This is a genomic window from Micromonospora sp. NPDC005686 (assembly GCF_042871665.1).
Classification (GTDB): domain Bacteria; phylum Actinomycetota; class Actinomycetes; order Mycobacteriales; family Micromonosporaceae; genus Micromonospora.
The window spans coordinates 105,123-122,997 of record NZ_JBIAIY010000006.1 but is presented as its reverse complement, the minus strand read 5'-3'; the positions used below and the strand labels follow the sequence as shown (position 1 = coordinate 122,997).

Sequence of the window (17,875 nt, the reverse complement as noted above, 5' to 3'; positions counted from 1 at the left end):
ACGACATGCCCTGGCGGCGGCGGCGATAACCACCCGCGCCCGCAAAACCGGCCACCCGACAGCCGCCCGTCGCCCGCCCTCTGCCGGTTCGCGCCCCACACCCGGGCTTCCAGCGCGTCATGCCGACGCCCCGCACGCCGCCCGCTCTCTCCTCGCCGGTGCGCGGTCCGTCGCTGTCCGCTGCTCCACAACTACCCTCGGCCACTCGCGCAACAGACACGCTCCGTAATCATGTGCGACGGCGGCTGCAGAGCAGGAAGGACGGGCGCGCCACCCTCGTCGACGCCCCGCCGCGCCCTCTCGCGATCTCGGCAACTTGTCGGCAGCCGCAGATATCCACTCGCGCGAGATCTCGACGATCGTCACGACGAGTGGAACCGCATGGGTGTCAACGGCGGGCGGAGACACCATGGCGCTCCACTCGGCGGGGCCGGCGGCGCGGTCGGGTGAGCGGGCGGGCCGGGGCGCGCACGACGACACCGCCGGTTCGGCGAAGCGGCGGTGTAAGCGGCCGGCCCGATGCCACCACCTCGGCGAAGTCGCGTTGGTCGGCGCCGCGCACGGTACCGCGCGCGACTCACCCGGCGCTCCACGCGCGGCGGACGCGGTCGGCGCGAGGGCGGGAGAGCCCGGCTCGGGCCGGTACGGCGGGTACCGCTCCACGCGAGGTGACACCGGGCCCTGCCGAACACTTTCCGTGACGGCAACCGTCCCAGAGGACCGCGTTTTCATCGTTGCAGAAGCCACCCGCCCACCCTCGGAAGTCAGCCGCGGGAGACCACCCCCAGTCGATGCGAAACAGTTTCAGGAAATGGGTACCACGAGTGAGTGGAACTCCATTCCGTCACTCATTGCAATGATGATCGGCAATGTTCCCACCATGCGCGCTATTCGCGTATCGTGCCCCCTCGTGCCGTCCGTTCGCCCCCCCGACGCGACTTCCCCCCAACCCCGGCCGCCGTCCGACGGACGACCGGGGTCCGACGTGGACGCCGAGGTGGTGTCGCTGCCACCGGACGACGGAAGCGTGGCCGGCCCCGAGTGGGCCGACGACGGGCCGGGCGAGACGCACCACCACAGCCGGACCGAACACCACACCGCGGCCGAGCAGCACAGCCCCGGCGGAAGCGACACCTACACCCCTGGCCAGACCCCGGAACAGACCCAGGACGCCCGTGAACTGGCGGCCCGGTTCGAGGAGGAGAAGCCGGGACGGGTGCTCGCCGGGCCGGTCGGGGTCCTCTTCACCGGTGTCACCGTCGCGGTCGGGCTGCTGACACTGTGGCAGGTGTTCTTCCCGCTGGCCCAGGGCAGCAAGTACTACCTCATCTTCTTCCTGGCCGGCATCCTGCCGATGGTTTTCCTCGCGTACCCCTCAGGGGTGCGGCTGCGCCGCACGGCGGTCGAGGTGGACGACCGGCACGGACCGACACCGGTGGACTGGCTGCTGGCCGCCGCGGCGCTCGTGGTCTGCCTCTACCCGGTGCTGCCGGTCACCATCGGCGCCGGTGGCGGCGGATACGACGCCTTCCTCGACCGGCAGGGCCTGCTGGACCCGCTGGACATCGCGTTCGGCACCGGGCTGCTGCTCCTGCTGCTGGAGGCGTGCCGGCGTACCACCGGGTGGATCCTGCCGGCGGTCTGCGTGCTGTTCCTCGGGTACGGCTACTACGGCGGGCTGCTGCCGCAGTCCATGCCGGTGGCACACGCGGGACTCGACTTCGGACAGCTCGTCGACGCGTTCTACAACTCCGACAGCGGCTTCTACGGCACGCCGCTGGACGTGGCCGCGTCGTACATCGTGCTGTTCACCATCTACGGCGCGGTGCTCGACCTGTCCGGCGCGGGCCGGTTCTTCGTGGAGCTGTCCGCCGCCGCGTTCCGCCGCTCCCGCACGGCCGCCGGGCGCACCGCCGTGGCCTCGGGCTTCCTGCTCGGCACGGTCTCCGGCTCCGGCGCCGCCACCACAGTCAGCATCGGCGCGGTGACCTGGCCGATCCTGCGCCGCGCCGGCTACCCGGCCGAGCGCGCGGGTGGCATGCTCGCCGCCGCCGGTGTCGGGGCGATCCTGTCGCCGCCCACGCTGGGCGCCGCGGCGTTCATCATCGCCGAATACCTGGGCGTGTCCTACCTGCAGGTGCTCGGCTGGGCGACGGTACCGACGATCCTCTACTACCTGGGCATCCTGCTCTCCGTCGAGATCGACGCCCGGCGCTCCGGCGTCCGGCCGGTGGTCATCGACACCGGCTCGGCGTGGCGGCTGCTGGCCCGTTTCGGCTACCACTTCCTCTCGCTCCTCGTGATCATCGTGGTGCTGGCGCTCGGCGCGTCGGCGATGCGGGCGGTCGTCATCGCCACCGTGGTCGCGGCGGTGCTGTCCTTCCTGGACCGGCGGCACCGGCTCACGCCGGCCCGGCTGGTGGCGGCGCTGCGCGACGGCGTACGCGGAGTGCTCGCGGTGAGTGCTGTGTGCGCCGCGGCCGGCATCATCACCGCCACCACCACGAAGACCGGCCTCGGGCCGCAGGCCGCCTCGCTGCTGATCAGCGGCGCGCAGGCGGTCAGCTCGGAGCCGGCCGTGGTGCTGGCGCTGACCGCCGTGCTCGCCGCGGTCGCGCTGAGCCTCCTCGGCCTCGCCGTGCCGGTCACCGCCTCGTTCGTCATCGGCTGGGTGATCATCGGCCCGGCGCTGCTGAACCTGGGCGTGGAAGCGCCCGCCGCGGCCATGTTCGTCTTCTACTTCGCGGTGCTGTCCGAAGTCTCGCCGCCGACCGCGCTGGCAGCGGTCGCCGCCGCCGCCGTCACCGGCGGCCGGCTGGTCCCGACCATGTGGCAGACCCTGCGCTACGCGCTGCCCGCGTACCTGATCCCGCTGGCCTTCGTGATGACACCGACCGGCCTCGGGCTCCTCGGCATCGGCGGGGCCGGGCGGATCATGACGGCCGGCCTGGTGTCGGCGCTGGGCGTGGCCGTGCTCGCGGTCGCCGCCGGCGGCTGGCTGCCCGGCGTGGGCCGGGCCGGCGTGCCGGAGCGGGTCGTCGGCGCGATCGCCGGGCTGGTGCTGCTCTGGCTGGAACCGCTGCCCATGGCGATCGGAGCGGCGCTCACCGCGCTCGCGGTCGCGGGCGTGTACGTCCGACGTGGCGCCGCCGGGCACCCCGGCCGCCCGGCGGTCGAGAAATCCGTGGACCATGGGGAGGAGAGAGAGTGGGACGGATCGACGCGAGGATAGTGGCGGGTGTCGGGACGCTCGTCCTGGTCGCCGCCGGCGCCGCCGGCTGCGGGGGCCGTCAGGACGGCGCGGCGAAGGACGACGCCGCCCGCGAGGTCAGTTGCAAGGTCACCAAGGACACCCGGGTCGGCATCGCCACCGGCAACGCCACCGGCGTGTACTACGTGGTCGGCAACGCGCTCGCCGGTGAGCTGAGCAAGGCCACCGACGGCAAGCTCACCGGGACGGCCGCCGAGACCGGCGCCTCGGTACAGAACGTCGAACAGCTCGTCGCCGGCCAGTACGACGTGGCGTTCTCGCTGTTCGACACCGCCGTCAACGCGGTGCAGGGCAAGGGGAGCTTCAGCTCGCCGCAGCCGGTCAAGGCGCTGGCCCGGATCTACGACAACTACACCCAGGTGGTGGTCCGCGCCGACGCGGGGATCACGTCGGTGGCCGACATGAAGGGCAAGAAGATCTCCACCGGCTCGCCCAAGTCCGGCACCGAGGTCATCGCCAACCGGCTGCTCACCGCCGCCGGACTGGACCCGGCCAAGGACGTCCAGGCGCAGCGGCTGGACCTCACCAAGACCGTCGACGGCATGAAGGACGGCAGCATCGACGGCTTCTTCTGGTCCGGCGGCGTGCCGACCGGCGGGGTCACCGACCTGTTCACCACGTCCGGCGACAAGGTGAAGTTCCTCGACATCAGCCCGCTGCTGCCGAAGATGGCCGAGCTGAACCCGGCGTACCAGGCCGGCACCATCGGCAAGGACGTCTACCGGACCCCGGCCGACGTGCCCACCATCGTGGTGCCGAACGTGCTGCTGGTTCGGGACAACCTGGACGCCGACGTGGCCTGCGCGATCACCCGGACGGTCTTCGAGAAGAAGGACGCCCTGGCCCAGGCGAACCCGGCGGCGAAGGGCATCGAGCTGGGCAACGCGCGCAAGACCGACCCGGTGCCGCTGCACCGCGGCGCGGAGCGGGCGCTGAGCGACCTCGGCGCGAGCTGACCCGAACGGGCCGGGCCCGGACTCGCGTCCGGGCCCGGCCCACCGACCCGATCCGGAGACCCCCGTGCCGCTGCCCCACCCGGCCCGCGTACGCCGGCATCACCGCTCCGCGGACCGCACCGGACGCCTCCGCTCGGTCCGCGTCCAACTGCTGGCCCCGATCCTGGTGGCCACCGCCGGCCTGGTCGTGCTGGGGGCGGCGCAGACCGACGCCGCGCTCGACGCGTCCGTCGACGCCGACCGGGCACGCGTGCTGGCCGGCACCGCCACCGCCACCGTACGGCTGGTGCACGAGCTGGAACGCGAACTGGGCGAGACGGCCGCGTTGCGCCAGCGCGGCGGCACGTCCGGCCGCCCGCTCGTGGACGCGCAGCGCCGCCGGGTGGACACGGCCGTGGACCGCTACCGCTCGGCCCAGGGAGACGCGCGCCGAGCCGCCCCGAATCTGGCCGGAGTGCTGGACGACGCGCGCGGGCGCCTGGAACAGCTCGCGCCCACCCGGGATCTGGCCCTGACCGGCGAGCGCGCCGACCCGGCGTACGTGTCGCTTGTGGAGTCGCTGCTCGCTGTCGCGGACGCGCTGCCGAGCCAGCTCCGCGACGCCGAACTGGCCAACCAGGCGCGCGAGGTGGCTTCGGTGGCCACCCAGGAGCACCTGTCCGCGCTGGAACGCGACCTGCTACGGGCGGTGTTCGTCCGGGGTGGACTGCAAAGTGGCGAACTGGCCCGGCTGGGCCGGCTGCGGGGCGCCCGGGAGCAGCGTCAGGCCGAGTTCCTGCGGATCGCCTCCGCCCCGGCGAACAGGGCCTGGTACCGCCTGGTCGACGGCGCCGACGTGACCACGGCTCGGCGGATGCGTGACGCCGTCCTCGACTCCGACGGCGCGCAGGGCACGGTGAAGACCGACGGTGACGCCTGGTACGTGGCGCAGAGCGGCGCGATCCGCCGGTACAACCTGCTCGGCCGGGATCTGACCGACGTGCTGGACCGGGACGCGGCGGACCTGGCCAGCGAGGCGCGGGTGCGCGCGGTGCTGACCGCGGGCGCGACGAGCACGGTCGCGCTCGGCTCGCTGGTCACCGCCGTGCTGCTGGCGGTACGCACCAGCCGGCGGCTGCGCCGGCTGCGGGTGGCCGCGCTGACCATGGCGAACCGGGAGCTGCCGGAACGGATCACCGCGATCGCGGCGGGCGAGCGGACACCCGCCGATGGTCCGGCGACCCGGATGACCGACGGGATCCGGCGGGGCCAGGACGAGGTGGCGCAGGTCGCCGAGGCGTTCGACACGGTGAACCGGGCGGCGTTGCGGCTGGCCGGGCAGCAGGCCGAGCTGCGGCTGGACGTGACGCGGATGGCGGAGGCGCTGGCCCGGCGCATCCGTACGCTCATCACCCGGCAACTGCGGCTGCTCGACGACTTCGAGCGTGAGGAGACCGACCCGGACGCGCTGGCCCGGCTGTTCGCGCTCGACCACCTCGCCGCCCGGCTGCGGCGTAACGGGGAGAACCTGCTGGTGCTCGCCGGTGGCGAGCCCGGCCGGGGCCACGAGGGCGCGTTGCTGCTCGACGACGTGGTGCGAGCGGCGGCCTCCGAGATCGAGGACTACCTGCGGGTGGAGATCGACGTGCCGACCGCGGCGGTGCACGGCGTGGCGGCCGGAAACCTGGTGCACCTGCTGGCCGAGCTGCTGGAGAACGCCACCGTCTACTCGCCGCCCGACGCCCGGGTGTTCGTCGACGGCCGGCGCACCGTCGACGGCCTGGTGTTGCGCGTACGTGACCAGGGCATCGGCGTCAGCGAGAGCCGGCTCGCCGAGATCAACGAGCGGCTGGCCGCGCCGGCCACGCTCTCCAGCGCCGCGGCGGGCAGCATGGGCCTGCACGTGGTGGCCCACCTGGCCGCGCGGCACGGGATCCGGGTGCAGTTGCACAACCCGGGCAGCGGGACGGTGGCGCAGGTCGACGTACCGGAGTCGGTGCTGACCCGGGTGGAGTCGGTGGCCTCCCGGCCGGCCGTGGAACGGCGACCGCGCGCCGCGGCCTGGTTCAAGGCCGGGCCCGCCGCTCGGTCGGCGCCCGGCTCCCGTGAGCTGGTCACCACCGCCACGGCCGCTGTCGGCCCGGTGCGCGGGGTCGCCGCCGTCCGCACGCCCGGTGCCGCGTTGCTGGCGCCGAGCGCGGCCCGGATCCGGCCGATGAGCACGCCGCCGACGCCCGTACCGACCACCGCCGCCGGGCTGCCCCGGCGGCCGGTGGGCGGGCACCTGCCCGAGCAGATGCCGGATGCCCCCGCGCCGCCGCCGGCGACCGACCTGCTCGACCCCGAAGTGGTACGCGCCCGGCTGTCCGCCCTCGCCGAGGGGGTGGCCAGCGCCACGCGCCGTGCCCCGAACACCACACCCAACGGGAGAAGACCATGACCTCACCGTCCACCGGACTGGACTGGCTGCTGGCGAACTTCGCCGAGCAGGTGCCGGACGTCTCGCACGCGCTCGCGGTCTCCGAGGACGGGCTGCGGCTGGCGTCCTCGCCGGACCTCGCACCCGATCAGGTCGACCAGCTCTCGGCGGTGATCAGCGGGCTGGCGAGCCTGACCGTGGGCGCGGCCCGGCTGATGTCCGCCGGCCGGGTACGCCAGCAGATCGTGGACATGGACGGCGGCGTGATGCTGGTGATGGCGGTGGGCGAGCGGGCGCTGCTGGGCGTGCTGGCCGCACCCGGCTGCGACCTGGGCCAGATCGGCTACGAGACGGCGACGCTGGTGCAGCGGGTCGCGGAGGCGCTGGAACCGGCGGCCCGCCGATGACCGGCCGCCCGCTGCGGTTGCTGGCCGCGTTGATGACGGCGGTGCTGGTGACCGCCGGCTGCGCGGCAGAGGACTCCGCTCCGGAGTCGTGGCACGGCGGCCGGATCTTCCTGGCCACCGGCAACACCACAGGCGTCTACTACCAGCTCGGCGGCGGGTACGCCGACCTGATCAGCCGCCACCTGCCCGGGTACGAGGCGCGGGCGGAGCCGACCGGCGCGTCGGTGGAGAACATCACCCGGGTGGCCGGCGGGGACATGGAGATCGCGTTCAGCCTTGCCGACACGGCGGCGGACGCGGTCGACGGGCGCGGGGCGTTCGACAAGCAGCCGCAGCCGGTGCGGGCGCTGGCCCGGGTGTACAGCAACTACACCCACGTGATCGTCCGCGCCGACGGCAAGATCGGCAGCTTCGCCGACCTGCGCGGCAAGCGCATCTCCACCGGTTCACCGAAGTCCGGCACCGACATCATCGCCGGGCGCCTGCTCACCGCCGGTGGCATCGATCCGACCCGGGACATCCAGCGGTTCAACCTGTCGCTGCCGGAGACGGTCAAGCGGATGCGGTCCAAGGGCCTGGACGCGATGTTCTTCTCCGGCGGCCTGCCCACGCCGGGCGTCAAGGACCTGCTCTCCTCCTCGCCGGGCACGTTCCGGCTGCTGCCGCTGGACGAGCTGATCGAGCCGTTGAGCGCCCGCTTCGGCGCGGTCTACACCACCGCCACGCTGCCGAAGGACGTCTACGGCACACCCGAGCCGACACCGACCATCACCGTGGCGAACGTGATCCTGGTGGCGGCGGACATGCCGGAGCAACTCGCGTACGACCTGACCCGGGTGCTGTTCACCTGGCAGGGGGAGCTGATCCAGGTGCACCCGGAGGCGGCGAACTTCAACCGGGCGAGCGCCGCGGCGACCCGGCCGATCCCGTTGCACCCGGGTGCGCAGCGGTTCTACCGGACCGGTTGAGTCCGTCCCCGCTCAGGCGGGCCGGCCGGCGGCGGTGAGTGGTTCGGGCAGCGGGTCCGGGGCGTTGTCGGCGTCGCGGTGCCAGATCCGCAGCAGCGGTCCCGCCATCGCCGTCGTGATCACCGCCATGGCCACCATCATCGAGTAGAGCTCCTGATCCAGCAGGGCCAGTTGCAGCCCCACACTCAGGATGATGAGTTCGGTGAGCCCGCGCGTGTTCAGCAGCGTCGCCAGCATGGCCGACCTGCGCGCGGGCAGGCCGTGCAGGCGGGCCGCCGCGTACGCGCCGCCGAACTTCCCGGTGATGGCGACGAGCAGGATGAGTGCGAACTCCACCAGCCCTCCGGCGCCGATGCCGGACAGGTTCACCTTGAAGCCCGCGACGACGAAGAAGACCGGGAGCAGCAGCGTCCCGTTGAACCGCTCGACGCTGCCGAGGATGTCGCCGCGCAGGCGTTCCGTGCCCTCCCTCGGCACCAGTACGCCGAAGAGGAAGGCGCCGAAGAGGAAGTGCAGGCCCATCCACTCGGTCGCGGCGCCCGACAGGAGCGCGCCGATGAAGACGGTGGCGAGCAACCCGGGCGTGAGCACGGCCGACGGTGAGAGGATCCGCCGCAGGAGCGGGCGCACCACGCCGAGCATCACCCCGAGGTACGGCACGACCATCAACAGCAGCAGCTGATCGGACGAGCCGGTCCCGGCGATGGCGATGACGCCGGCCAGCAGCGTCCAGGCCAGGACGTCGTCCACCGCCGCGCAGGCGAGGGCGAGCCCGCCGAGGGGCGTCCGGCTCAGTCCGCGGTCGGTGAGGATCCGGGCCAGCACGGGGAATGCGGTCACCGACATGGCCGCTCCGACGAAGAGCAGGAAGCCGAGCCGGTGCTCGCCGGGATGCCGGGTCCAGAGGAACGTGGCGAGCGCGACGCCCAGGCCCAGCGGCAACAGGATGGAGCTCAGGGACACCGTCACCGCGATCGGCCCCTGCCCCCGCATGGCCTTGCGGTTCACCTCGAGACCGACCATGAACATGAAGATGGCGACGCCGATGTTCGCCAGGCCGGTGAGGAAGGGCCGGACGTCCGTGGGGAACAGCGCGGTGGACAGGTCGCTGCCGAGCAGGGTCGGGCCCGCCAGGATGCCGCCGATCACCTCACCGATGACTGCTGGTTGCCCGAACCGGCCGGCCAGGGTGCCGAAGACCCGGCTGATGAGCAGGATCAGGGCCAGATCGAGCAGAAGGAACGTCGCTTGGTGTGGGGCCATTTGGCAACTCCGATCCGGCGGTGCGGTTCCGGGAAGGGGTTCGCGAATCGCGACATCGCACGGCACGCTAGCACGAAATAAACGCCGTTCAATGCCTTGACAGACGTTGTGTGGCATTGACGCCCATTGAAGACTGTGCACGAAATCGCGACTCGCGTACGAGAAGCCTTCCCGCGTCCCCCTCCACCTCCCACCAGGGGGGATCGGAGCCGCAGGTGGATCGACGTGCAAGGAATCGGGCACACTCCGAGCGCAATTCCTTGCATCAATCAAGGAGAGATCGTTTCAATAGGACGTTCTCCTGATTCGCGCCGGGAGATATTCACGAAAATGTGTTACCGATTAACACCCAGCCGCGCCCGGCAGCGCTCCCGGCCGACCGACAGGCAGGCGGTTAGGTGAATGACCCCGCCGCGCCGGCTACGGCGTCCAGTCGCGCCGCAGCAGGCCGTAGATCACCATGTCTCCGAAGCCGTCGCCGTCGTACCCGCGCTCCCGCTGGGTGCCCTCGTGGACGAAACCGCACTTCTCGGCGGTACGCCGCATGGCCGTGTTGCCGGCGAGCGTCTCGATCTCCAGGCGCCGCAGGTTGCGGTTGCGGAAGCCGTACCGGCAGAGCAGCCGGATCACCTCGGTCCCGTAGCCCTGGCCACGCGCCTCCGACAGCAGCATGATGCCGAGGTGGGCGTATCCGTTGAAGGTGTTGATGCCCCACAGCACGCCGGTGCCGAGGAACGTGCCGTCGGACACGGTCTCGGCCAGCAGCGACACCGGAGCGCCGACGTCCGGCTGCTCGGCGGCGCGCTTCTCCAGCCGAGTCCGGACCTGGTCGACGTGGTGCGGCAGGAACGGGTCGTCGTCGGTCAGGAGGTGCAGTTCCGGATCGGCGTGCAGGCGGAACAGGTCCGGCGCGTCGTCGGGAGTGGGCGGGCGCAGGCGGACCCGGTCGGTGGCGAACATGCCGCGACGCTAACGGCCGGTGGAGGGGCCGACAACCGGATTTGGCGTGCCTACCGACCGGTCGGTAGGGTGGCGGCCATGACCCCGCTCGTGCTCGCCACCGCCCTGACCAAGACCTATGGGAACCGGGACGCCCTGCGCGCGCTCGACCTGACCGTCGCGCCCGGCAGCCGGTTCGTCGTGCTCGGCCACAACGGCGCGGGCAAGTCCACGCTGCTGGAGATCGTCGCGACGCTGCGCACCCCGACGTCCGGCTCGGTACGCGTCGGCGGGTTCGACACCGTGACGCAGGCACGGGAGGCGCGGCGCCTGATCGGTCTCACGCCGCAGACGAACGCCCTGGACCCGCTCGCCTCCCCGACGGAGGTGCTCGACTTCCACGGCGTCGCGCTCGGGCTGGGACGCCGCGACCGGGCCCGCCGTACCCGGGAGCTGGTCGACCTGTTCGGCCTGGGCGAGCACCGCTCGACCCGGGTCGCCAAGCTCTCCGGCGGCACCCGCCGCAAGCTGGACCTGGCCGTGGCGCTCGTCGCCGAGCCCGCCGTGGTGATCCTGGACGAGCCGACCACCGGCCTGGACCCGCTCGCGCGCATCGACTTCTGGACCGAGCTGACCCGTCTCAACCAGGGCGGAACGTCGCTGCTCATCTCGACCCAGGACCTGCACGAGGCGGACGTGCTGGCCACCGAGATCGCTGTGCTCCGGGACGGCCGGGTGGTCGCCCAGGGGTCACCGGCGTCGCTCAAGCAGCGCGTCGGCGCTCGTACGCTGACGCTCGACATGTCCGGCGCGGACGCCGCGAACGCGCTGGCCGCCGCGTCCGAGGCCGGGTTCCGCGCCGACCCCGATCACCCGGACCGGGTACGCCTCAGCGTGCCCGACGATCCGCGGGCCCTGGCGAAGGCCCTGGCCGAGGCCGGCGACGCCGCCGCCGACATCACCCGGCTCCACCTCGCCGAGCCCTCCCTCGACGACGTCTTCGTCGCCCTCGCCGCCCGCTGAGGCGTGCCCCACCGGAACCCCGAAAGGCCCGAATCCGTGCTCCCGCTCGCAGTCACCCCGCCTCGCCGCTCGCCGGCCCCTGTCGTCCTCGCGGCGATCAGACGCTCGACCCGGGCCGTGCTCCGTACGCCCGCGCTGCTGATCGCCCCGGTCGCGCAGTCCCTGTTCTTCCTGCTCGTCTACGCCGGCCAGCTCGACTCCGTCGGCAGCGCCTACCTGGACGGGACGAGCTTCATCGCGTTCCTGCTCCCGCTGATCCTGCTCACCGGCGTCGCCACCGGCGCGGGCGCGGCGGGCACGCTGGTGCTGGGCGACCTCACCAGCGGATATCTGGACCGCCTCCGGCTCGCCCACGGCACCACGACACCGTTCCTCGTCGGCCCGGTCGTCGCCGCGCTGATCGCCGTCGTCCTCCAGATGGCGGTGACCGTGGCCGGGGCCACGGCGATCGGCTACCGGCCGGAGAGCTGGTCCGGCGTCGCCGGGATGCTGCTGCTGATGCTGGCCCTGGGCCTCGGTGTCGCGCTGCTGAGCATGGCGCTCGCGATCCGCTCGGCCTCGGCGTCGACCACCAACCTGGTCACGCTGGCCGTGTTCGGCCTGTCGTTCTTCACCGGCGTGTTCGCGCCGGTCGACGAACTCGCCGGCTGGATGCGGGTGATCGCCGTCGTCAACCCGCTCACCTATATCGTCGACACCGCCCGCCAGCTCGGTGGGGACGCGTCGCTCACCGCGGCTCCGATCGGCGTCACGGCGATCGCCGCCCTCGCCGTCGCCGGAACCGCCGCCTGCGCCCTCGCCCTCCGCCACGCGAGAGAGAACCGATGAGCCCCACCGACACCCGCACCCAGATCATGGACGCGTTCGCCGAGCAGCTCGCCGCGACCGGCTACCAGGGCATCTCCCTGGTCGGCGTGGGCCGCAGCGTCGGCATCCAGAAGCCGTCCATCTACCACCACTTCCCCGGCGGGAAGGAGGACCTCTACATCGCGGTGGCGGAACGGTACATCCGCGACGTCGGCGGCCTGATCTCGGCGGCGCTGTCCGGCCCCGGCGACGTGCCGCGGCGGCTGCACGCGCTCGCCACCGTCGCCGCCGGGCAGCACGGCGACGCGATCACGTTCGAGCAGCGCATCTACGACACGTTGCCGCTCGTCTCCGCCGAGACCAGCGAGCACGTCTCGGGCCTCTACGTCGCCCTGATGCTGGCGCCGGTGACCCGGTTCTTCGCCGACGCCCGGGACGAGGGCGCCGTCACCGGCGAACCGGAGTTCCTGATGAACGCGTTCCTGCACCTGGCCCGCGCGGCCGACCTCACCGACGACACCGGACCCGCCCGGGTCGTCGCGCTCTTCCTCGACGGCGCCCGCCCACGTGTCTAAACTAAGCACTTAGCTAACCGAGGAGGTCGCGCTGTGTCCGCTGAGGCTGTGCACTACAACATGCATGACGCCAAGACGCACCTGTCGCGCATCATCGAGCGGGTGGAGCGCGGCGAAGAGATCATCATCGACCGGGCGGGCACCCCCGTGGCAAAGGTCGTACCGCTGGTGCGCCGGACCGACCGCACGGCGGTCGGCTCCCTCGCGGGGCAGGTGGACCTCTCGGGTGACTGGGATTCGCCGCAGACCAACGCCGAGATCGCCGCCGACTTCGGGATCGGCGCATGACCCTGCTGCTGGACACTCACGTCGCGCTCTGGGCGATCACCGGCGACGCCACCCTCGGCGTCGAGTTCCTCGACCGGCTACGCCACGATCCCGACATCTTCCTCTCCCCGGTCAGCCTCTGGGAGATCACGATCAAGCAGCAGGCGGGAAAGCTCGCCGGTCCTCCCGAACTCGCGGAGCGGGTGCGGGACATGGGTTTCCGTGAACTACCGGTGACCCATGGCCACGCCATCACCGCAGGCCGCCTGCCGCCGCATCACCGGGATCCCTTCGACCGCATGTTGGTGGCGCAGGCGATCACGGAGAACCTGACCCTGGCCACCCGCGACGCTTCCATCCCGCTCTACGAGGTCGACGTCCTCAAGGTGTAGGCCTCAGGCGTCGGCGGGGGTGGTGGCGGCACGCGCCGCCGCTACCAGCCGGGCGGTCTCGGCGGTCACCGCCTCGTCGCCGGGTGTCCCCGGGTCGTAGCGGACCGTCCAGGTCAGACCGTCGACCCCGGGCACCCGCCGGGCCGCGATCCGCCCGGCGCCGCCGGGCATCTCGTGGTGCGAGGTGTACGCCACCGAGCCGGTGACCCGGGCCCGGACCTGGTGCGGCAGGTCACCGGGGTCGACGAGCAGGTACGTCTCGGGGAGGCCGTCGGCGACCACCAGGTAGCCGTCGTGCTCGGCGACCGGCTCGGCCGGGGTGACTGTCAGCTCGCGGCCCGACCAGACCGCCTTGAGGATGTCGTGCCAGCCGATGCGGTCCACCCGGCCGGGCAGCCAGAGCCCCCGGTTACTGGCGACCAGCACGCCGTCGTTGCCGCCCTCGCCGGTCCCCGCGGCGGCCCAGGCGAGCACCCGCTCGTCGGCGGCCAGTGGCGGCCGGTCGGCCGACGGGAGTTTCGGCCGGCGGTTGAACAGACCCATCACAAACCTCCGGCGGCCTGCTCGCGCAGTGCCCGTGCGTGCTGTTCCAGCGAGAGCAGTTCCCCGAACAGCGCGAAGTATTCGTCCTTGTTGCTCACCGGGTTGATCCGCTGGACCTTCGATTTCAGGTCCCGGATGCGGCCGGTGACCGAACTCCACTGGAGCCGGGCCATGGTGATCGAGACGTACCGCGGGTCGGGCTCGCCGTCGATGCGCAGCGGCTCCACCGCCAGCTCACCGACGAGCGCCTGCCCGGCCAGGTCGTCGCAGGCGTCGCGGACCCGCTCGATCCAGACCGCGCCGCCGGTGGCGCCGGACGCGCCGCCGGCCGCGGCCACGGCGGCGCGCACCGCGACGTGCACCGGGTGCTGGTAGTCGCCCGCCTCGACCGCGTCGAACATCGGGCCGGCCAGTACCGGCTCCTGCAACGCCAGCTTCAGCGCCTCCCGCTCCACCATGGACCGGGGATTGTCCACAGCGGGCACGGCCCGGGCGGGGCGCGCGGGCGCGGCGCGGTTGCCGGGCGCCGGCTGCCCGTGCGCGGCGGTGAGCACCGCACGCTGCACCGGCTCGATCTCCATGCCGAGGTCACCGGCGAGCTTGCGCACGTACTCCGGGCGCTTCTCCCGGTCCTTGATCTTCGCCACCAGCGGCGCGGCGCGGCGCATGGCCTCGACCCGGCCGTCGACGGTGTCCAGGTCGAACCGGTTGATCATGTGCCGGAGCGCGAAGTCGACGAGCGGCTCGCGGCGGGCCACCAGGTCGCGTACGGCCAGGTCGCCCTTTGCCAGGCGCAGCTCGCACGGGTCCATGTTGTCCGGGCTGACCGCGATAAAGGTACGCCCGACAAAGCGCTGGTCGTCCTCGAAGGCGCGCAGCGCGGCCTTCTGCCCGGCCGCGTCGCCGTCGAAGGTGAAGATTATCTCCCCGGCCCGTTCGTCGCTGTCGAACAGCACCCGGCGCAGCACCGAGATGTGGTCACCGCCGAACGCGGTGCCGCAGGTCGCCACCGCTGTCGGCACATCGGCCAGGTGGCAGGCCATCACGTCGGTGTAGCCCTCGACCACCACCACCTTGCCCTGCTTGGCGATCTCCCGCTTGGCCTGGTCGATGCCGTAGAGGACGTGCGACTTCTTGTAGATCGGCGTCTCGGGGGTGTTCAGGTATTTCGGGCCGTCGTCGTCGTCGAAGATCTTGCGGGCGCCGAAGCCGATGACGTCGCCGGTGATGTCCCGGATCGGCCACATCAGGCGACGGCGGAAACGGTCGATCAGCGAGCCGGAGCGGGCCGGGCGGGAGAGGCCGCCGGTGACCAGCTCGTCGTGGGTGAAGCCCTGCTGGCGCAGGTGCTTGGTGAGCAGGTCCCAGGCGTCCGGGGCGAATCCGCAGCCGTACCGCTCGGCGGCGGCCCGGTCGAAGCCGCGCCGGGCGAGGAACTCGCGGGCCGGGCGGGCGCCGGCGGTGGTGAGCTGGGCCTGGTAGAAGTCGGCGGCGGCGGCGTGTGCGGCCACCAGGCGCTGCCGCTGCCCCTGCTGCGGCCGGGGCCGCGGCGCGGACCTGTCGTCCTCGACGTAGCGCAACTGGATGCCGGCGCGGGCGGCCAGCCGCTCGACCGACTCGACGAAGCTGAGGTGCTCGGCGTCCATCAGGAACTTGATCGCGTCGCCGCCGACCCCGCAGCCGAAGCAGTAGAACACGTTGCGGGCGGGCGAGACGTTGAACGACGGGCTCTTCTCGTCGTGGAACGGGCAGAGCCCTTTGAGGTTGCCGCCGCCGGCCGACTTGAGCGTCACCACCTCGGAGATGACGTCCGCGATGGCGGTGCGCTCGCGGACCAGCGCGATGTCCTCGTCCCGGATCCGCCCCGCCATGACCGCCACCCCCTCGGCGTACATCCTGCCCTGCCGGACCGGCGTTCCGGCGGCCGGGGGGACGGGCGTGTGGCCGACCACGCCCGTCCCGACGGCTCAGGCCGAGCGGGCCGCCGCGGGGTCGCCGATGCGTGGGAACGGCTCGATGGAGAACACCACCTCGACCGGCACCTCGAAGTACGCGGCGATGCGCAGCGCCAGGTGCAGGCTGGGCCGGAACTCGCCGCGCTCCAGGTAACCCACTGTCTGGTAGTGCACACCGAGCGCGTCGGCCAGCTGCCGCCGGGAGATGCCCCGTTCGGCGCGCAGCACCGCGATGCGGTTGTGCACTGTCTCGCTCATCGACGCCCTCTCATCCGACCCGCTGCATGGCCCGCTCCCGCCGGGCGGCGACCCGCGAGCCGGACTCCCGGCGGGCCATCCTGCGCAGCACCACAGGGGCCAGCACCAGCCCGAGCACCGCCCAGGCGCCGAGCACCCCGAGCGTCTCCAGGTGCCGCCAGGAGCCGCCGAGTTCGACAGCCGCCAGGTCGGCCGGGAGCAGCGCCGAGCGCATGCCCAAGCCTAGCCAGTAGAGCGGGAAGACCTGGGCGACGCCCTGCAGCCAGCCGGGCAGGTCGTTGATCGGGTAGAAGATGCCGGACATCGCGATCAGACCGAAGATCGGCATCACCACCAGGCCCATGTTGCGCGGGTTCTCGACCAGCGAGCCGATCACCGCGCCCAGCGGCAGCGTCGCCACCAGCCCGAGCGGCACCACCCAGGCCAGGGTGAGCCAGGCGCCGGGGTCGCCGAGCCGCAGCCCGTCGAGAAAGAACAGGCCGGGTGTGAGCTGGATGGCTACGCCGATCAGCGAGACCGCCGCGACCAGCACGATCTTGCCGACCAGGTAGCCGAGCATCCCGTCCGGGATCGCCTTGGCGCGCAGCAGCGTGCCGTCCTCCCGGTCGATCACGAGCTGGTTGGCCAGGCCGAGCAGGCCACCGAAGAGCAGGCCCATGCCCAGCGCGCTGGGCAGCGTCCGGGCGCCGAGGGAGAAGTCGGTGCCGGGCACCGTCGAGCCGCGCATCCAGAACACGGCGACCAGCAGCACGACGGTGGGGAAGAAGTAGGTCCACAGGTCCTGGCCGTTTGTGAACGTGGCGCGCAGCTCGATCACGCCGCGCCGCAGCCCGGCCCGGAGCGCGTTCGTGGTGGGGTTCATCGGTTCGCCTCCTGCTGCCACACCCGCTCGGCCCGGCCGGTACGGATACCCGTCTCCTCCTCGTGCACCAGCGCCAGGTACGCGTCCTCCAGGCTGGCCCGGCGCACCTCCAGCTCTTGTATCCGGTCGCCGTGCTCGCGGAGCAGGGCGCGCAGGAACGCGGTGGCGTCGGGGGTGGCGTGCACGTACCGCTCGCCGTCGCGGGTCCAGCGCACCTCGGCGTCCCCCGCCACGCGCCGGGCGAGCTGGTCCGGGGACCCCTCGGCGATGATCCGGCCACCGGCCAGGATGAGGATGCGGTCGGCCAGCTTCTCGGCCTCGGCGAGGTCGTGCGTGGTCAGCACGATGGTCGTGTCGTCCAGGTCGGCCAGGCGGTGCACCAGCTCGTGGAACTCGCGCCGGGCGGCCGGGTCGAAGCCGACAGTCGGCTCGTCCAGGAACAGCAGCTCCGGCCGGCCGACGATGCCGACCGCGACGTCGAGCCGGCGGCGCTGGCCGCCGGAGAGCCGGGCCACCCGGCTGCCGGCGTGCGCGGCCAGGCCCACCGTCTCCAGCAGCTCGTCGACCGGCCACGGGCGCGGGATCCGGTCGGTGGCGTACGGCGCGTAGAAGTCGCCGAGGTGGGCGAGCAGTTCCCGCACCCGCCACTTGCCGTGGTCGCGCCAGGACTGGAGCACCACGCCCAGCCGTGCGCGCCACCGTTCGTCGCCGCGCGCGGGGTCGGTGCCGAGCACCCGCACCGTGCCGGCCGAGGGCAGCCGGAAGCCTTCGAGGATCTCGATGGTGGTGGTCTTGCCCGCGCCGTTGGGCCCGAGCAGCGCCACCACCTCGCCCCGCCGGGCGGTCAGGTCGACGCCGTGCAGCACGTCGACGGCGCCGTAGCGCATGCGCAGATCCCGCACGTCGAGGACGAGATCCTCGTCGGGTGGTCGCGGGGCCGCGACGGTCCCGGAGAGTTCGACCGCAGTCATGCCTCGAAATGTAGCACCTG

At 72.5% G+C, this 17,875-nt stretch carries 17 protein-coding genes; 10 read left to right on the top strand and 7 right to left on the bottom strand.

Annotated features, from left to right (window positions below):
• Positions 1–985 precede the first annotated feature (985 nt).
• From ACFYON_RS15880 to ACFYON_RS15860, 5 genes are all read left to right on the top strand, one after another.
• Positions 986–3,232, top strand: coding sequence for a TRAP transporter fused permease subunit (locus ACFYON_RS15880; RefSeq protein WP_354872427.1), 2,247 nt, complete (start codon positions 986–988; stop codon positions 3,230–3,232).
• Positions 3,208–4,227, top strand: coding sequence for a TAXI family TRAP transporter solute-binding subunit (locus ACFYON_RS15875; protein WP_354872429.1), 1,020 nt, complete (start codon positions 3,208–3,210; stop codon positions 4,225–4,227). The genes ACFYON_RS15880 and ACFYON_RS15875 overlap by 25 nt, the downstream gene beginning before the upstream one ends.
• Before the next feature lie 64 nt (positions 4,228–4,291).
• Positions 4,292–6,646 (top strand): sensor histidine kinase, encoded by a 2,355-nt coding sequence (locus ACFYON_RS15870; protein WP_354872431.1) that lies wholly within the window; start codon positions 4,292–4,294, stop codon positions 6,644–6,646.
• Entirely contained in the window at positions 6,643–7,032 is a 390-nt protein-coding gene (locus ACFYON_RS15865) for a roadblock/LC7 domain-containing protein (protein ID WP_354872434.1), read from the top strand. Before ACFYON_RS15870 ends, ACFYON_RS15865 begins: the two co-directional genes overlap by 4 nt.
• A complete protein-coding gene (locus ACFYON_RS15860; RefSeq protein WP_355047451.1) occupies positions 7,029–8,000 on the top strand; it encodes a TAXI family TRAP transporter solute-binding subunit in 972 nt (323 codons plus the stop codon). Before ACFYON_RS15865 ends, ACFYON_RS15860 begins: the two co-directional genes overlap by 4 nt.
• Before the next feature lie 12 nt (positions 8,001–8,012).
• Here ACFYON_RS15860 and ACFYON_RS15855 read toward each other — a convergent pair whose 3' ends face one another.
• Both ACFYON_RS15855 and ACFYON_RS15850 read right to left on the bottom strand, forming a co-directional pair.
• Positions 8,013–9,263, bottom strand: coding sequence for a cation:proton antiporter (locus tag ACFYON_RS15855; protein WP_355047450.1), 1,251 nt, complete (start codon positions 9,261–9,263; stop codon positions 8,013–8,015).
• 420 nt (positions 9,264–9,683) lie between these two features.
• Positions 9,684–10,223: a GNAT family protein gene (locus ACFYON_RS15850; RefSeq protein WP_355047449.1), complete on the bottom strand. Its 540-nt coding sequence runs from the start codon at positions 10,221–10,223 to the stop codon at positions 9,684–9,686.
• A gap of 78 nt (positions 10,224–10,301) precedes the next feature.
• On the opposite strand from ACFYON_RS15850, the gene ACFYON_RS15845 reads away from it, so the two are divergent.
• The 5 genes from ACFYON_RS15845 to ACFYON_RS15825 are packed head-to-tail and all read left to right on the top strand — an operon-like array spanning position 10,302 to position 13,266.
• Positions 10,302–11,225 carry an ABC transporter ATP-binding protein gene (locus ACFYON_RS15845; protein ID WP_354872442.1) on the top strand — a complete coding sequence of 308 codons (924 nt, stop codon included), beginning with the start codon at positions 10,302–10,304 and terminating at the stop codon, positions 11,223–11,225.
• A 3-nt stretch (positions 11,226–11,228) separates the two neighbouring features.
• Entirely contained in the window at positions 11,229–12,053 is an 825-nt protein-coding gene (locus ACFYON_RS15840) for an ABC transporter permease (RefSeq protein WP_387320850.1), read from the top strand.
• The gene (locus tag ACFYON_RS15835) at positions 12,050–12,607 is read left to right on the top strand and encodes a TetR/AcrR family transcriptional regulator (protein WP_354872447.1); all 558 of its coding nucleotides are present in this window, start codon (positions 12,050–12,052) and stop codon (positions 12,605–12,607) included. Before ACFYON_RS15840 ends, ACFYON_RS15835 begins: the two co-directional genes overlap by 4 nt.
• Before the next feature lie 33 nt (positions 12,608–12,640).
• Positions 12,641–12,895 carry a type II toxin-antitoxin system prevent-host-death family antitoxin gene (locus ACFYON_RS15830; RefSeq protein ID WP_354872450.1) on the top strand — a complete coding sequence of 85 codons (255 nt, stop codon included), beginning with the start codon at positions 12,641–12,643 and terminating at the stop codon, positions 12,893–12,895.
• Positions 12,892–13,266 carry a type II toxin-antitoxin system VapC family toxin gene (locus ACFYON_RS15825; RefSeq protein ID WP_354872453.1) on the top strand — a complete coding sequence of 125 codons (375 nt, stop codon included), beginning with the start codon at positions 12,892–12,894 and terminating at the stop codon, positions 13,264–13,266. Before ACFYON_RS15830 ends, ACFYON_RS15825 begins: the two co-directional genes overlap by 4 nt.
• 3 nt (positions 13,267–13,269) lie before the next feature.
• On the opposite strand, the gene ACFYON_RS15820 is transcribed toward ACFYON_RS15825, so the two are convergent.
• From ACFYON_RS15820 to ACFYON_RS15800, 5 genes are all read right to left on the bottom strand, one after another.
• Positions 13,270–13,809, bottom strand: a complete 540-nt coding sequence (locus ACFYON_RS15820; protein WP_354872456.1) for a hypothetical protein — start codon at positions 13,807–13,809, stop codon at positions 13,270–13,272.
• Positions 13,809–15,704: a DNA primase gene (gene dnaG, locus ACFYON_RS15815; protein WP_354872459.1), complete on the bottom strand. Its 1,896-nt coding sequence runs from the start codon at positions 15,702–15,704 to the stop codon at positions 13,809–13,811. The genes ACFYON_RS15820 and dnaG overlap by 1 nt, the downstream gene beginning before the upstream one ends.
• A gap of 72 nt (positions 15,705–15,776) precedes the next feature.
• Positions 15,777–16,022, bottom strand: coding sequence for a helix-turn-helix transcriptional regulator (locus ACFYON_RS15810; RefSeq protein WP_013287928.1), 246 nt, complete (start codon positions 16,020–16,022; stop codon positions 15,777–15,779).
• Positions 16,023–16,032: 10 nt separating this feature from the next.
• Positions 16,033–16,884 (bottom strand): ABC transporter permease, encoded by an 852-nt coding sequence (locus ACFYON_RS15805; RefSeq protein WP_355015150.1) that lies wholly within the window; start codon positions 16,882–16,884, stop codon positions 16,033–16,035.
• Positions 16,881–17,855, bottom strand: coding sequence for an ABC transporter ATP-binding protein (locus ACFYON_RS15800; protein WP_355015149.1), 975 nt, complete (start codon positions 17,853–17,855; stop codon positions 16,881–16,883). The genes ACFYON_RS15805 and ACFYON_RS15800 overlap by 4 nt, the downstream gene beginning before the upstream one ends.
• Between the last annotated feature and the right edge of the window lie 20 nt (positions 17,856–17,875).

Excerpts from the sequence above, each read along its gene's own strand:
- dnaG (WP_354872459.1), bottom strand. The coding sequence starts at position 15,704 with ATGTACGCCGAGGGGGTGGCGGTCATGGCGGGGCGGATCCGGGACGAG.
- ACFYON_RS15860 (WP_355047451.1), top strand. The coding sequence starts at position 7,029 with ATGACCGGCCGCCCGCTGCGGTTGCTGGCCGCGTTGATGACGGCGGTG.
- ACFYON_RS15820 (WP_354872456.1), bottom strand. The coding sequence starts at position 13,809 with ATGGGTCTGTTCAACCGCCGGCCGAAACTCCCGTCGGCCGACCGGCCG.
- ACFYON_RS15810 (WP_013287928.1), bottom strand. The coding sequence starts at position 16,022 with ATGAGCGAGACAGTGCACAACCGCATCGCGGTGCTGCGCGCCGAACGG.
- ACFYON_RS15850 (WP_355047449.1), bottom strand. The coding sequence starts at position 10,223 with ATGTTCGCCACCGACCGGGTCCGCCTGCGCCCGCCCACTCCCGACGAC.
- ACFYON_RS15805 (WP_355015150.1), bottom strand. The coding sequence starts at position 16,884 with ATGAACCCCACCACGAACGCGCTCCGGGCCGGGCTGCGGCGCGGCGTG.
- ACFYON_RS15835 (WP_354872447.1), top strand. The coding sequence starts at position 12,050 with ATGAGCCCCACCGACACCCGCACCCAGATCATGGACGCGTTCGCCGAG.
- ACFYON_RS15855 (WP_355047450.1), bottom strand. The coding sequence starts at position 9,263 with ATGGCCCCACACCAAGCGACGTTCCTTCTGCTCGATCTGGCCCTGATC.
- ACFYON_RS15800 (WP_355015149.1), bottom strand. The coding sequence starts at position 17,855 with ATGACTGCGGTCGAACTCTCCGGGACCGTCGCGGCCCCGCGACCACCC.
- ACFYON_RS15865 (WP_354872434.1), top strand. The coding sequence starts at position 6,643 with ATGACCTCACCGTCCACCGGACTGGACTGGCTGCTGGCGAACTTCGCC.
- ACFYON_RS15825 (WP_354872453.1), top strand. The coding sequence starts at position 12,892 with ATGACCCTGCTGCTGGACACTCACGTCGCGCTCTGGGCGATCACCGGC.
- ACFYON_RS15845 (WP_354872442.1), top strand. The coding sequence starts at position 10,302 with ATGACCCCGCTCGTGCTCGCCACCGCCCTGACCAAGACCTATGGGAAC.